Source organism: Streptomyces sp. NPDC051133, from assembly GCF_040682635.1.
GTDB lineage: Bacteria > Actinomycetota > Actinomycetes > Streptomycetales > Streptomycetaceae > Streptomyces.
The window spans coordinates 48,303-61,147 of record NZ_JBFBBK010000053.1 but is presented as its reverse complement, the minus strand read 5'-3'; the positions used below and the strand labels follow the sequence as shown (position 1 = coordinate 61,147).

Sequence of the window (12,845 nt, the reverse complement as noted above, 5' to 3'; positions counted from 1 at the left end):
CCTACCCCAACTCAGAGTCGTCGGTCGCCTACATCGGAGAGACAGGCAATCTCTCGGAGCGCATAGCGGTACATCGCTACCACGCCCGTACCTGTAAGGCGAACAAGAACGGCTCCATCTACTTCCCGCGCTACGAGTGGGTCGCCGCCCGCGGCGGCGCCTGCCTCTACTCGCCGGCCCCGGAAAGCGCGGCAAATACGAAGACAACGAAGGAGATGGAAACCAAGCTCCTGCAAGCCTTCGAGAGCCTGCACTACACCATTCCCGTCGCCAACATGCAGCGAGGCAAAGGCTGTTACGCCCCCGCCACCGAGACCGTCACTACCACGGTCTGACTCATCCCCGGGCACAGACCTTGGCTGCCGTAGCGTGGAGCACGTCCAATCCGAGCTGCTGGCTGCATTGCTCGAAGGGTGCTCCGTCCTCCCAAGAGGGCGGAGCACCCTTGCCAACCGGAGACCATGAGATCAGGACTCTCTGTGATCGCCTGCACATGGCGGTACCACTCCGGGAACCACAAGGTCCGGCAACGTGGGTTCCGTCCGTGGTGGGGTGCCGAGCGATGCCTCGTACCGGACATCAAAGATGTGATTGAGACGCTTCAGACGACGCCACGGCGCTTTGGAATCCGAGCCCTCCTGGACCGAGGCCAGAACGACCGGCCGACCTCCCCTTGCCCATAACCCTCTCTGCCCGTTCTCTTCCGACACGCTTGCCAGCAGGGATCCTGGCTAGGATCCCGACACGTCGTGTAGGCGAAGCCGCGGATTGAGGGCCAGCAGCCGGGCCTTGAACGTCGGATCGGCTGGATTCTCCTCGAAGGCTCCCGTGGCTACGTCCAGGTACCCCCAGTTCCCCTTCCTGCCCTCGCCGCAGACCATCAGCGTCAGAGTTCGGGCAGGTGCGTGGATGCGAGTGACCTCGTGGAAGACGTCCAGCGGCACGTAGTTCTCCCCGCCAGCCGTGTGTGACCGCGTCTCCGTATGGACCTTTCCGTCAAGAACCTGGTACCGCCGCTCGGTGTAGCCGCCCATGAGTACGTGCGCCCGGAACACCCACGGGTGATTGTGAGGGGCGGGCGTTGCGCCAGCCCTCAGGTCCGGCGCCATCCACAGGTTGATCTTGATGGTGCGGACTTCTTCTCGGCGAACTACGAGCTCTCCCTTGTAGCCGGCGCCGTCCGGATCCGGTATCAAGAGCCAGCTGCGCTCGTCGGTGAAGGCTTCCCAGGTGAGCTTCTCGCCCGGCGCATGGTGCTCCAGGCCATGAACCGCGTGCTCGTACATCTCCTCATCCACGATCAGGCCGGGGATGATTTCAACGCGTTCCAATTCCGTCTCCTTCGTTGCTGTGCTGCTCGGTGCCAATGGAGGTGCGATGTCGGTGGGTGCGGTTGCGCCCTTCAGTTGCGTGTCACGTGGCCTCTGCTGGAGAGTGCGTTGGCCTCGGACAGGCGGTGACACTGGTTATGCCGGAGTGCTGGCTTCACTCCCCTCAGAACGCTCGGGTGACCGCGGCTCTGCTAGTGCGGTATCCCGGCGAATAGGCGCAATCTCTCGCGCTCTCACCGGCTCGCCAGGAAAGGAGAACCCGTCAGCGCAGCGGCTGCTCGGAGGATCACTTCGATCTGGAAGCCCGCGCTGTCATGCAAAGGGATCGGCACGGGGTGCAAGGTGTCCTCGGCTCGCGAACACCACGCACGGAACTCCTTTTCCGTGCGGGTGAGTTCGGCTGTGAGATCCGGGGCATGGTCCGGTTGAGATTCGAGATGCCGCAGCATCATGCCGGCTGCGCGCAGGGGAGCGAGCAGCGCACGGTCCTGGTTCGTCCCTGCCCCGGCGTTCTGCCGCAGAACGTCGGCGTTCAGCCGGAGGACCGTGAGGATGTCCAGGGCGGCTGGGAGGAAGACGCTGTCTTGTGCGTACGGTCCGCTTCGCTGCAGTACGTCATCGAGGGTTGTGGCAGCGGACTCCAGCACCTCGGCGCCAACACCGGCGGGAAGTGTGATTCCCCGCGTGTGCCACATCGGCACCTCGAGGAAGAGAGCCAATCCGTACTGGCCTGCATAGTGTGCGCTGCTCGAACCGCACACCGGCCCGCTGGCACTGGACTCCAACGTCTCCTTGGCCACCGCTGGGAGCACGAATGCACCGGTTCCGGGGCTGGCCCATCCGGCGCAGTCCAATGGCGCTTCCTCAACGGGAAGACGATGGCTTGAGGCCGCAGACTGCAGGATGTTCGGGAGGTACGTTTCCGCGTGGGACGACATCAGGAACGCCCCGCCCGAGTCCGAGTTATGCAGCGACACATACAGCTCGGGGCGGACTTCATCAATGACCGCCATCAGAGCCTTGGTCTCGGGTAGCTGCCCCGTGAACGAGGATGCGGGGAAGGTCCACTCAGGCTGATGCCATCGTGCCGGCCGGTAAAAATAGCGGTGGTACGACTCCATCGTGGGGGGCCAGGAAGTCGTCCACGGTTCATTGAGCCGGGCACCGTCCGGGTCCGAGCAAGCGAAGAAGTGCCATGAGTGCTCGGCTTGCATCTCGGCGTTCGTCGTCACGTACTGGGCAAGGGCCAGAATGGACGCGAAGCCGATCGGCTCGTTCGGTTGCGGGCCGCCCACGATCAGGACGTCGTGATCCCCGCCCTTCACGCACAGCATCTCCATCACTGCACCCGACCTTGAACGACCGACCTGCGTGATCTGACAGAGCTCCGGATAGGAGTCGGCTATGCGATGCAGCCGCGCTTGAAGGGCCCCACACGTGGGCGGTGCATGCCCCACCAGAAGCTCGGCGGCGCGTATGGCCGACCCCACGTTCTTCATGGTCTCTCCGTTGACGATGTCGCGGCACTGGAGGCGTCGGACGAGGACGAGCGAGGCCAGGGAACCGGTCCTCCATTGGAATTCCGCTCGGTTTCGAACTGGCTCGCCTGCAGGTTGTAGAGCTCGGCGTACAAGGAACCGTCCTGGGCGAGGAGCTGTTCGGGACTGCCGGATTCGACGAGACGGCCACCGTCGAGAACGTGAATGAGGTCGGCGTGCCGTACGGAGGCGAGCCTGTGCGTGATCAGCACGATCGTCTGCCCAGCGTCCGCAAGGGCCCGGATCCGGCCGAAGACTTCCAGCTCGGCACGCGCGTCGAGGGCTGCGGTTGGCTCGTCCACGATCAATACATCGCCTGCTCTGTATGCCGCTCTGGCGATCCCCATCCGCTGCCATTGACCGCCGGACAGCTCCGCTCCGCCACGGAAACCGCGCCCGAGCAGGTTGTCCAGTCCGCGTGGCAGCTTCGCAATCACATCCTCGGCGCCAGCATGCGTGATCGCGCTCTGCAACCTGCCTGCCTCCACGGGAAGTTCGGGGCGGCCAATGGCCACGTTCACGCGGGCAGTGAACACCCACCTCGTGAAGTCCTGCGCCACCATCGCGATCTTCGAGACGAGCTGCTCACGCGAGGCCTGTGCGCTGTCCACGCTGTCCCACAAGATCCGCCCGGACGTCGGCCGATAGAGCCCGGCCAACAGCTTCACCAGAGTGGTCTTGCCGGCACCATTGACTCCCACGAGTGCGACGATCTTGCCGGTCGGAATAGTCAGAGAGACGTCATTCAGGGCAAGTTCGTCATCACTGTCCTGCCCGGGGTAGGTGAAGGACACGTTCTCGAAGCGGATCTCGCTGACCTGCTCGGGGAGATCCACACCGCCTGCCGGAATGGCACGCCGGTCAGCCTCGGTGATCAGCCGTTCCAGATCTGCGACGTGCAATGTCTCCCTGTTCAGGGAGTTGAGCTGATTCACCAGGGTCGTCAGGCTTGCCGCCCCGGTACGGATGCCGATGATGGCTGTGCCGGCCACCGCCAGGTCCATGGCGCCACCCCACAGCAACGCGAAGAGGGCACTGTACGTCGCGGCGGTAGCCAGACCTGTCCAGGCAGAGGCGATCAGGACAGTGCGCCCCTCTTGGCGGGCAACACGCTCCTTTTCGGCTTCCGCAGCCTCCGACATGCCGCGGAAGTGCTCCAACAGGAACGGGCCAACCCGGTGCACCCTGATCTCGGGCGCAGCCTTCGGGTCAATGATCATCTGGGCGATCTTCTGGCAAGCCCGCGAATGCTGAACCCAGGCTTGGAACAGCCGGTAGCGGCGGCGGGCCGTGACCAGCGCAGACCAGCCGCTGGGCAGCGCCATCAGCACCAACATCGGCATCAACATCGGATGCAGCACAGTTAGAACACCAAGCGCCGCCATGAACGAGAGCAGGGCGTTGATGACCGCGGTGCCCATCTTGATGGCGTAACGGGCTGAGATCGTCCCGTACTGCGCCGAGTCCAACAGGCGGTGGAAGCCGTCGTCCTCGATAGCCTCCAGCTCCACCTGGCACGCGCGTTCCAGATACGTTTCGGTTGCCTTTCGCTCAACTTTGGGTTCAAGGCGACCCGTCATATACGTCGACCGTGACCGGCACAAAGACGCCACCGTCATGGACAGCGCGACCACTACGAGAGCCGGCACCGCGGCCCGAGCCCGCTCCTGCAGACTGGCTCCGGCCATCACGTGCGCCAGCGCAGCGTTGACCGCGAGCAGGGTGATCACCCGAGCGATGCCCTGACCGATCTCCGCCCCGATCAGCTGCCGCGTCGCGCTCCGGTCAGCGGTCCACGCCAGCCGCATCACCTGCGCCAACTGCGCGGGCAGCTGCTTGATCATGCTTCGCAAGTCGACATGCGATCGGGCCTCCTCGTGCCGTGACCAGCCCTGGTCGTAGCGCAGGGGCCCGCCGAACAGGAGCTTCTCGGACTCGGAAACAACCGGCTCGGGATCATCCGCGAGGGCCTTGCTGCTCTTGGCCGCGCCGATCACCAAACCACCCCCGTCAGCGCAGACAGCAGGCTGTGGAACATGGTCGGCAGGGTCCTCACGGTGGTGCACCTTTCTCATCACAACCCGACACCTGAGTGATCGATTGGACACTCAGGGTTATGCAAGGTCGGCAGGATGCCAGCAGGCACTGACAATCGACGGTGACCTGGGGCAGCACCGGCAGCGCCGCCGCTGCCCCCGTCGACCGCACTGAACGGCGCTCTCGGCGTCAGCTCAGCGTGATGCTCCTTGCGATACGGGCAGCGCCGGAGTGCTGTTCCTTGGATGGCTCGGATTCAGGAACCAACGCCTGGCCGAGACGAGCCACCAGGTCCCGGAGAACACGAGCACCACGCCCACTGCGATCGGCGCGTAGTTGAACGTCTCGATGGTCACCGGAGAAGCCTGCGGCAGCATGAACAGCACGGTGATCACAGCGACCCAGGCCACGGCGATCACGCCGACCGGCACAGACCAGCGGCCCAGGTGCCAGGGGCCCCGCCGGAACGCGTCCCCCTGCCGTAGTCGCAGCAGCGTCGGGATGACGTAGGCGATGTACAGGCCGATCGTCGCGATCGACGTGACGGCCGCGTATGCGGTCGAGTTGAACAGGTAGGGCAGGCCCAGGATGAAGGCGCCGCCGGCGGCCAGCCAGACAGCATTGGTAGGCGTGCGGGTTCCCGGGTGCAGCTTGTGCCACGTCTTGGAGAAGGGGAGGGCTCCGTCGCGGGAGAAGGCGTAGATCATGCGACTGTTGGCTGTCACGCTGGCCATGCCGCAGAAGAGTTGGGCACCGATGACGATGAGCAGCATCATCTTGCCTGTGGTTTCGCCGAGGGCGTCCAGGAAGATCTGCGCGGGCGGAACCCCGGTTTCCGATTCGAGGGAGCCGCTGTAGGACTGGATGGCGAAGGTGAGTCCGAAGAGGAGTACGAAGCCGGCGGCCCAGGAGACCAGGATGGAGCGTATGATCCCGCGGGGGCCTTCGACGGATGCGTTCTTGGTCTCCTCGGTCATATGCGCGGAGGCGTCGTAGCCTGTGAAGGTGTACTGCGCCATCAGCAATCCGATGAGCGCGACGTACACAGCGGATCCCCAGCCAGTGTTGTTGACGAACTCGCCGAATACGAACGAGGGGGACTGGTGGTGGTCCGGGATCGTCAGAAGGGCGCCGACGATCACCACGACGCCGATCAGGTGCCACCACACCGAGACGGTGTTGAAGAAGCCGACGATTCGGACTCTGAAGGTGTTCACCAGGGCGTGGAGCAGCAGGATGATTCCGAACAGAGTGATGGTGTGGCCCGGCGTGGCGGCGTAGCCGAACTCAAGGTTCAAGTAGGCGTTGAGGAAGCTGGCGGCGCCGAAGTCGATGCCGGCGGTTACGGCCACCTGCCCGAGCGTGTTGAACCAGCCGGTGAACCATGCCCAGGCAGGCGCGGACTTCCGCGGGGCCAGCTTGTGTGCCCAGAAATAGAGGCCAGCCGAGGTCGGGTATGAGGAGCAGACCTCCGCCATGGCCAGTCCGACGAACAGGGTCATCAGGCCGACAAGCACCCAGCCCCACATGATCAGTGCGGGGCCGCCGGTGTTCATGCCGAACGCGTACATGGTCAGGCAGCCACTCAGAACGCTGATGATCGTGAAGCTGACCGCGAAGTTCTGCCTCCCGCTCATGCTGCGGTCGAGTGTCTGGGTAATGCCCAGCTCGGCGAGGCGCTCCTCTTCCGACTGCGTGATGCTCGGAATCTCTAAGGGCATAGGGATGCTTCCTCCATCGTGAATACGTCTAACTCGTGAGGTGGCACGCTCGGTTGGCGCTCGGAACATCGGCCTTGTGCTCAGGGCTCGGCGACTTTCATCGCCCAGCCGCGATGGCGGAGGAATAACTTCGTGGCGTCGCCGCAGTAGCCCCACGGCACATCAGTTGCGTATGGGCCGATGGCGTCGAAGACATCTGCGGCTTCCAGATGCCGGCCCGCGAACGACAAGGCGTGCGCCAGGTAGTTGGCGTCCTCGTGGAAGGCGGCGTGCGGTCGCTTGGGCGCCCGGCAGTCCCACCAGTTCTCCCACGCTTGCCAGGTCGAAGGATTGTCCGTCCATGGATGAACGGTCAGTCCGTAGCGGTCTCCGTCCACCTCCATGCGCAGGCGGTGGGATTCAGCGAGTGCGACCAGCGGCAGCACGTGCAGCGGCAGCCCTCGGGGGGTGTGGGCGCACCGTTCCTGCGCCCAGTGGAAGACTTCGCCGCCTTTGCCGTGCCAGGAGGGGAAGAGGTAGGTGAGCAGTTCGTGGTGCGCTTCCCGATTCCAGGGATCGCACTCAAGTGCCTGCTTCCACACTTGCTTCACCGTCGCGCGCCATTCGCGGTCTCGGGGCGGCGAATGGAAGCGCGTCAACGCGAGCATGACAACGTATGGGGCTGGGTCGTTCGGCAGTACGTCGGCGGCGGCACCGCAGGTGTTCCACGCCTGCTGCATCCCCTCGGTGGGCCCCCGCCCCGGGCCGTCGGCCATCGACCTCAAGGCCAATACATTGGCCAGCAGAGCCAGAGCGTGAGGGGAGCGAGGTTCTGCCTGCGCCCATGTGTCGGCGAACGTCAACCGCACTCCGATACGGGCGAGGACCTGCAGGCGGAAGATCCGCCTGTCCCAGTCGGCCCCCGTCGAGGCCAGGAGCTCGCGAGCTCCTTCCCAGCGACCCATCGCAGCATCCTCGATCACCCTACGAAGGGCGGAGTCGTCCCGGGCCGGATGCCGGTCGAGGGCAGGTCTGTGCCTACCCATGGCCCGCCCGCCTCGCGTGCTCGACAGATGGGGCGAGCTCCTGAGTCCCGACGAGCGCGGCTTCCCCTCGTGCTTGAACTGCGCTCTTGCCGTCCAGCGTGGGCAGTGAGAGGCGTTGGGCCCCCAGCGGCGCCGCAGCGGTGGCCAGGATCACCGCCCGGCGCGCAGGCACATCGGGTATCGGCATCATCGAAAGTCCTCGGGTCACGTCCGGTGGTGGAAAGACCGTCAGGGCATGGGGGTGAAGGGAGGGGAGCCAACAACCGCGCCTATGCCCCGACGGTCGGCCTAGAAGTCGATCTTTGCGATCAGCTCGACCGCGCCCTGCACGCCCTCTTTGATGCTCGGGGCCGCAGAGCTGCTGGCCAGGAAGAAGCCGAACAGGATGCACACGATGCCGTGCGCGACGTTCAGGCCCGCCTTCTTTATGAGGAGGAAAACGAGCACGCCCAGGAGCACGACGGCGGAGAAGCTAACGACCACAACGGGCCTCCAAGCGGCGGCGCCTGCCGCGGCACGATTGCTGCACCGCCAGATGCCGCTGGGGCATCCGCGTCATGGGCTGATCCATCCGTACGTGTAGGGCCGAAAGCACCTTGGACTCCGGTGGCCGAGATCAGGGATAGCTGAGTCCACAGCGCGAGCGTCGCGTGCTGGGCCCGAAAGATCCGTTCCCGGATGGTTCGTCGGTGCTACGCACTGCGGGAGACCCCAGAGTGGTGGGAAAACTCGCGGCGCGCACATTGCCCAGGTGATATCACTGGAGTGATTTCGGTTTCACCAGGGGCAGTTGGGGCGACACGCCCACGTTCAACCGGGGAGGCAGGAGTGCTTGCGCAGTCGCCGCGACGCTGTGAACGGTGCGGCTGCCAACTAAGCCAGTACAACTCTGGAACGCTGTGCTCGGCCTGCCTCCGCTCCCACAGCCCGACCCCAGCCACTCCCTCCGTTCCAGAACACGTGTGGCGAAACATCGATGTTCAACAAGCCTTAGCGGCATGGGACTTCAGCCAAGTAACCCGCCTAATCCGCCAGCACGGATCTCTGCGCCAAGACGACGTTGCTCAACTAACCGGCCTCAGCCAAGCGTTCCTCTCCATGCTCGAAGCGGGACGCCGACGCCTCACCAACATCGACAAGATCGTCGAGTTCCTTACCGGTCTCGGCGTCCCACCTGAGCTCGCTCCCCTCCCGCGTCCCGCCGTTCAACATTCTCCAGTCGTCAAAGTTGAGTGGGAAAGCCCGCTGGAGATCGCCAAGCGGCTGAATACCCTCACGTCATCCCATGTGGATCCTGGGACGCTGTGCATACTTGAGCAGCAGATCACGGACATCGTGGATCGCTATGAACAAGAAGGTCCACACCAGTTGGTGTCGGTCACGACTGAACTGCGCACGTTCGTCCAACCGTTGTTGGAGGTACAGCAGCCACCCAGGCAGTGTGAAGCCCTATTCCGGCTGGCCGCGCAGGCCTCTGGACTTCTTGGCTACATGGCCGTGAACGCCGGACGCGAGGCTTTGGCGGAGGCGTACTGCACAGAGGCCCACGCGCTCGCGGCCGAGATCGAGGACCAGGATCTGATGATGTGGGCCTTGGGCACTCGATCGTTGAGCGCCTACTATGCGGGTCGCTTCGCCGATGCGCTCACCTGGGCCGAGGCGGGCATAGACATCAATCCTCATAACCCCCAAGCCATTCGCCTCCTGGCAAACGGAAGCGCCCGTGCCCTGGGAAAGCTCGGGGACGCCACGGGCGCCCAGCGCGCCCTCGCCCGGGCAGAAGAGCTCAGCGGACAGCACGTGCTGCCCGACGGGCTCACCTCGTGCATATCCTTCGCCCCCTACAGCTTGGCCCGCACCCTGGCGAACGCCGCCACCGCCCACGTTGCGCTCGGCGACACACCCAAAGTCATTGCGTACGCCGAGCAGATCGACGGGCTCGTAGCGCAGTCCGACTCCGCCTGGAGCCAAGCCTTGGTCCGTCTCGATGTCGCCACCGCCCAGCTGACCGGGTCGCGACCTGACGTTGAGCACGCCATGGTTCTCGGACGGCAGGTTCTCGACGCCGGCGGTGGGCCGCCTATCCGGTCTGTGGTCCAGCGCGCCGGAGAACTCGCTGACCGCGCCACCCAGTGGCGCGACCTGCCGGCCGTACGCAACTACACGGAAGCCCTGCGCGTGTGGCGTTCCTCCCCGCTGACCCGCGCCGTGGCCGATTCTGCCAAGATGACACGCCCAGACGGACAGCCGCGAGCGAGAGGGGCCGCCAGTGCTCTTGACCGCCAGCCCCACGGCGTTTCCCGCCGTCCCTCCGCCCAGCACTGATGATCCCCACATCATCGCCGCGCACGACTGGGAGGCCTTCGGCACCGTTGATCAAATGAACAACCACTGGGACCGGCCAGGCTGGCACGCATCCACGCGCGCTTACTACTGGATGCTCACGTTCGCCGATGCCGTCCCCCTTGCCGAGCAGACGCGAACCTGCCAGCAGCAGCTCGCTTCCCTCGGCTTCGACCTCATCGACGAGGACGGGCTACATCTGACCCTGGGGCGGATCGGCCTGGCCAACGAGGTCAGCGAAGCCCAGCTTCACACACTCCGCGCCCGCGCGTCAGAGCTCCTTCCCGACGCCTTCACCATCAGTGCAGTCCCGATGGCTGCCTCCCGCGGGGCCATCCGCTACAGCGTCGCCCCCTGGACCCCGCTGATCAACCTGCACAGTGCCCTCTCGCTTACGAGCGATCAGTGCGGACTGCCGCTGAAGAAGCCGACCTCTGTGCTGCGCCCGCACATCGGCATTGCCTACTGCAACCGGACTCTGGACGCGCACAAGGTGAGGGAGGCGATCAGGCCGCTGCGTGACCTCCCCGCCATCACAGTGCCGATCGGACATGTTGAACTGGTGGAACTACGGCGCGAAGATCGCGCCTACCGATGGCGCACCCTCGCTGAACTGCCTTTGCGCTGACAGCCAAGACCCAATTGCGCGAGCGACTCCGATCTTGCGCAAACAGGTAGCGGTCAGGCGTCATGGCCGAAGTCTTCGCTGGTGACGCCTGGCACCAGGGTCGTTGAAGCTCACAAGGCCGTGCTCAGCAGCGCGGCAGCGGGGTCTCCGTATTCGTCGCCCCGCTGCGAACAGCGAGGCTGCCAGTAAATGGGAGCAAGGAATTGAAGGACATTGGAGAGCAGCAGACTCTGATCCTCTGGGACATCGACCGCACGCTGCTCTACGTCGGGGACATCGACCGCCAGGTGTACCGCGAGACGTTCGCTGAAGTGGTAGGCCGCCCCGCCGAGCGTCTCCCGGCGCGCGGAACCGGCGTGACCATGCCCCTCGCCATCCGGTCCCTGCTCCTCGACAACGGCGTACCGGAGCACGCGGTCCCAGACCTACTTCCGCGCATGGTGGAGCTGCTGCCGAAGCGGCATGCCGCCCACGCAGACGATCTCCGCGGCCAACGCGTCCTCATGCCCGGCGCGGAGGCTGCCCTCCAGGCCATACACGAGCACGAGAACTGGGTAGCGACAGCAGTCACCGGCAACCTCAAGCCGAACGCTTTGCTGAAGCTTGCAGCCTTCAAACTCGATGCCTACCTCGATACGGAGATCGGAGGGTATGCGTCGGACGATGACCACCGTCCCGCACTCGTCGGCGTTGCGCAGAATCGCGCTCAGGCCAAGCACGGCACCGCCTTCACCCGCACCAACACCGTGATTATCGGCGATTCCCTCGAAGACGTACGCACCGGCTTGCAGGGCGGCGCTGCCGTTATCGGCGTGCCCTCAGGCAAGACCTCCGCCCGGGATCTCAAGGAAGCCGGGGCAGATGTTGTTCTCCAGAGCCTGGAAGACGTAGGGCAGCTACTGGACGCAATCACGTCCCTCGCAGCCTGAACGTTCTACGAACCTCGGCTCGGCTGGCGTGGCGCCGTACCGGCGACATCCCGAGGTCTGATCTCCGCTGCGCCGCCCGACGCAGAGACATGCAGCGTTCTCGGTATGCCTCCGGGCTCAGTCACCTGACCAGCGGAATCCCGCGGGCGCACATCGACAGCGCGAGTGATCGTGAGGTATGCGCCCGGGGCAGTGGCACCTCACTGAAGATGTCGACGGCTTTCTCGGCCGAGCCGGAGACTTTCTACAGTCACGCCCCGCGTTGCACACACTCCCTCTGACGGTAACCGAATCCGTACGTAAGCGTGGGGCGGGCGCGTATGGCGCCGAGGCGCCGATCTTCGGCTGGCTGGAGCGAGGAGGCGAGGTCCGCGGGGCTCTCTTCCGCACCCCGCCCCACCGTCTCGTCCTCACCTCCCTCACCCCCGAGGAGGCCGACGCCCTCGCCGCTCGTCTGGCCAGCCTTGGGCGCTCTCTTCCCGGGGTCAGTGGAGACGGCGACACCGCTGCTTCCTTCGCTGAGGCCTGGCAGCGGTATACGGGTGCGACGCCGTCGCTCCACGAGCGGCAGCGTCTCTACAGACTCGATGCGCTTACCCCACCGGAGCCACTCCCGGAAGGCCGGGGGCGCGTCGCGGGAGAGCAGGACCGCGAGCACCTCATGCGCTGGTATCACGAGTTCGTTGATGCCATTGGCGAAGTTCCCTCCTCCGACGCGAGCTCCTGGGCCGACACTCGCATCGTCAACGGGAGGATCAGGTTCTGGCAGACGCCGGACGGCACCCCCGTCTCCATGGCGGGTGTGACGCCGATGGTCGCTGGCCAGATCAGGGTGACCCCCGTCTACACGCCGGCGCACCTACGCGGCCGTGGCTACGCGGCGGCCGCGACGGTCGAAGTGAGCAGGACTGCGCTGGCCGCGGGCGCGGTGGAGGTCGTACTGTTCGCGGACCTGGCCAACTCCACCAGCAACGGCCTTTACCAACGGATCGGGTACCGCCCGGTGGCTGACTTCGCGCTGTACGACTTCTCGCGTGGCAGGCCAGGAGCGAGTTGAAGGACTCGCAGAGGTTTCGTGACGGGCTGTATGCGAGCACTTCCGCCATCTGAGGCAGCACCGACGGCATTACCCGTGACTTCTTCGACTAACGATGGCGCGAGGGCTCCTATCGAACCCGCTGCCTTGATCTTGCGGGCGTACACACGCGGCTTCGGCCTGCGGACTGGCGCCGTCGACCGCGGTTCGCCTAGCCCGAAGGCGCCGCTGCGGAGCTACGCATTACCTGAGTGATA

The 12,845-nt window shown here is 65.1% G+C and carries 11 protein-coding genes; 5 read left to right on the top strand and 6 right to left on the bottom strand.

Annotation, left to right across the window (positions count from 1 at the left end):
* The coding region (locus AB0N17_RS36835) for a hypothetical protein (protein WP_366015997.1) at positions 1 to 335 on the top strand (335 nt) is incomplete at its 5' end.
* Between the two features lie 396 nt (positions 336 to 731).
* On the opposite strand, the gene AB0N17_RS36830 is transcribed toward AB0N17_RS36835, so the two are convergent.
* The 6 genes from AB0N17_RS36830 to AB0N17_RS36805 form a co-directional block, all read right to left on the bottom strand.
* Complete coding sequence (locus AB0N17_RS36830) at positions 732 to 1,331, bottom strand: hypothetical protein (protein ID WP_366015996.1); 600 nt, start codon at positions 1,329 to 1,331, stop codon at positions 732 to 734.
* A 233-nt stretch (positions 1,332 to 1,564) separates the two neighbouring features.
* Positions 1,565 to 2,830: a M14 family zinc carboxypeptidase gene (locus tag AB0N17_RS36825; RefSeq protein ID WP_366015995.1), complete on the bottom strand. Its 1,266-nt coding sequence runs from the start codon at positions 2,828 to 2,830 to the stop codon at positions 1,565 to 1,567.
* Positions 2,827 to 4,866 carry an ABC transporter ATP-binding protein gene (locus AB0N17_RS36820; protein WP_366015994.1) on the bottom strand — a complete coding sequence of 680 codons (2,040 nt, stop codon included), beginning with the start codon at positions 4,864 to 4,866 and terminating at the stop codon, positions 2,827 to 2,829. The genes AB0N17_RS36825 and AB0N17_RS36820 overlap by 4 nt, the downstream gene beginning before the upstream one ends.
* 234 nt (positions 4,867 to 5,100) lie before the next feature.
* Positions 5,101 to 6,627 (bottom strand): amino acid permease, encoded by a 1,527-nt coding sequence (locus AB0N17_RS36815; protein ID WP_366015993.1) that lies wholly within the window; start codon positions 6,625 to 6,627, stop codon positions 5,101 to 5,103.
* Between the two features lie 80 nt (positions 6,628 to 6,707).
* Positions 6,708 to 7,589: a hypothetical protein gene (locus tag AB0N17_RS36810; protein ID WP_366015992.1), complete on the bottom strand. Its 882-nt coding sequence runs from the start codon at positions 7,587 to 7,589 to the stop codon at positions 6,708 to 6,710.
* Positions 7,590 to 7,940: 351 nt separating this feature from the next.
* Entirely contained in the window at positions 7,941 to 8,135 is a 195-nt protein-coding gene (locus AB0N17_RS36805; RefSeq protein WP_366015991.1) for a hypothetical protein, read from the bottom strand.
* Positions 8,136 to 8,612: 477 nt separating this feature from the next.
* On the opposite strand from AB0N17_RS36805, the gene AB0N17_RS36800 reads away from it, so the two are divergent.
* From AB0N17_RS36800 to AB0N17_RS36785, 4 genes are all read left to right on the top strand, one after another.
* Positions 8,613 to 9,977 (top strand): helix-turn-helix transcriptional regulator, encoded by a 1,365-nt coding sequence (locus AB0N17_RS36800; RefSeq protein ID WP_366015990.1) that lies wholly within the window; start codon positions 8,613 to 8,615, stop codon positions 9,975 to 9,977.
* A gap of 55 nt (positions 9,978 to 10,032) precedes the next feature.
* Positions 10,033 to 10,623 carry a 2'-5' RNA ligase family protein gene (locus AB0N17_RS36795; protein ID WP_366015989.1) on the top strand — a complete coding sequence of 197 codons (591 nt, stop codon included), beginning with the start codon at positions 10,033 to 10,035 and terminating at the stop codon, positions 10,621 to 10,623.
* A 212-nt stretch (positions 10,624 to 10,835) separates the two neighbouring features.
* Positions 10,836 to 11,552 carry a haloacid dehalogenase-like hydrolase gene (locus tag AB0N17_RS36790; RefSeq protein WP_366016000.1) on the top strand — a complete coding sequence of 239 codons (717 nt, stop codon included), beginning with the start codon at positions 10,836 to 10,838 and terminating at the stop codon, positions 11,550 to 11,552.
* A 178-nt stretch (positions 11,553 to 11,730) separates the two neighbouring features.
* Entirely contained in the window at positions 11,731 to 12,609 is an 879-nt protein-coding gene (locus AB0N17_RS36785) for a GNAT family N-acetyltransferase (RefSeq protein WP_366015988.1), read from the top strand.
* Positions 12,610 to 12,845: the final 236 nt, after the last annotated feature.

Coding starts and splice junctions, on each gene's coding strand:
- AB0N17_RS36785 (WP_366015988.1), top strand. CDS start 11,731: ATGCGCCCGGGGCAGTGGCACCTCACTGAAGATGTCGACGGCTTTCTC.
- AB0N17_RS36815 (WP_366015993.1), bottom strand. CDS start 6,627: ATGCCCTTAGAGATTCCGAGCATCACGCAGTCGGAAGAGGAGCGCCTC.
- AB0N17_RS36795 (WP_366015989.1), top strand. CDS start 10,033: ATGAACAACCACTGGGACCGGCCAGGCTGGCACGCATCCACGCGCGCT.
- AB0N17_RS36825 (WP_366015995.1), bottom strand. CDS start 2,830: ATGAAGAACGTGGGGTCGGCCATACGCGCCGCCGAGCTTCTGGTGGGG.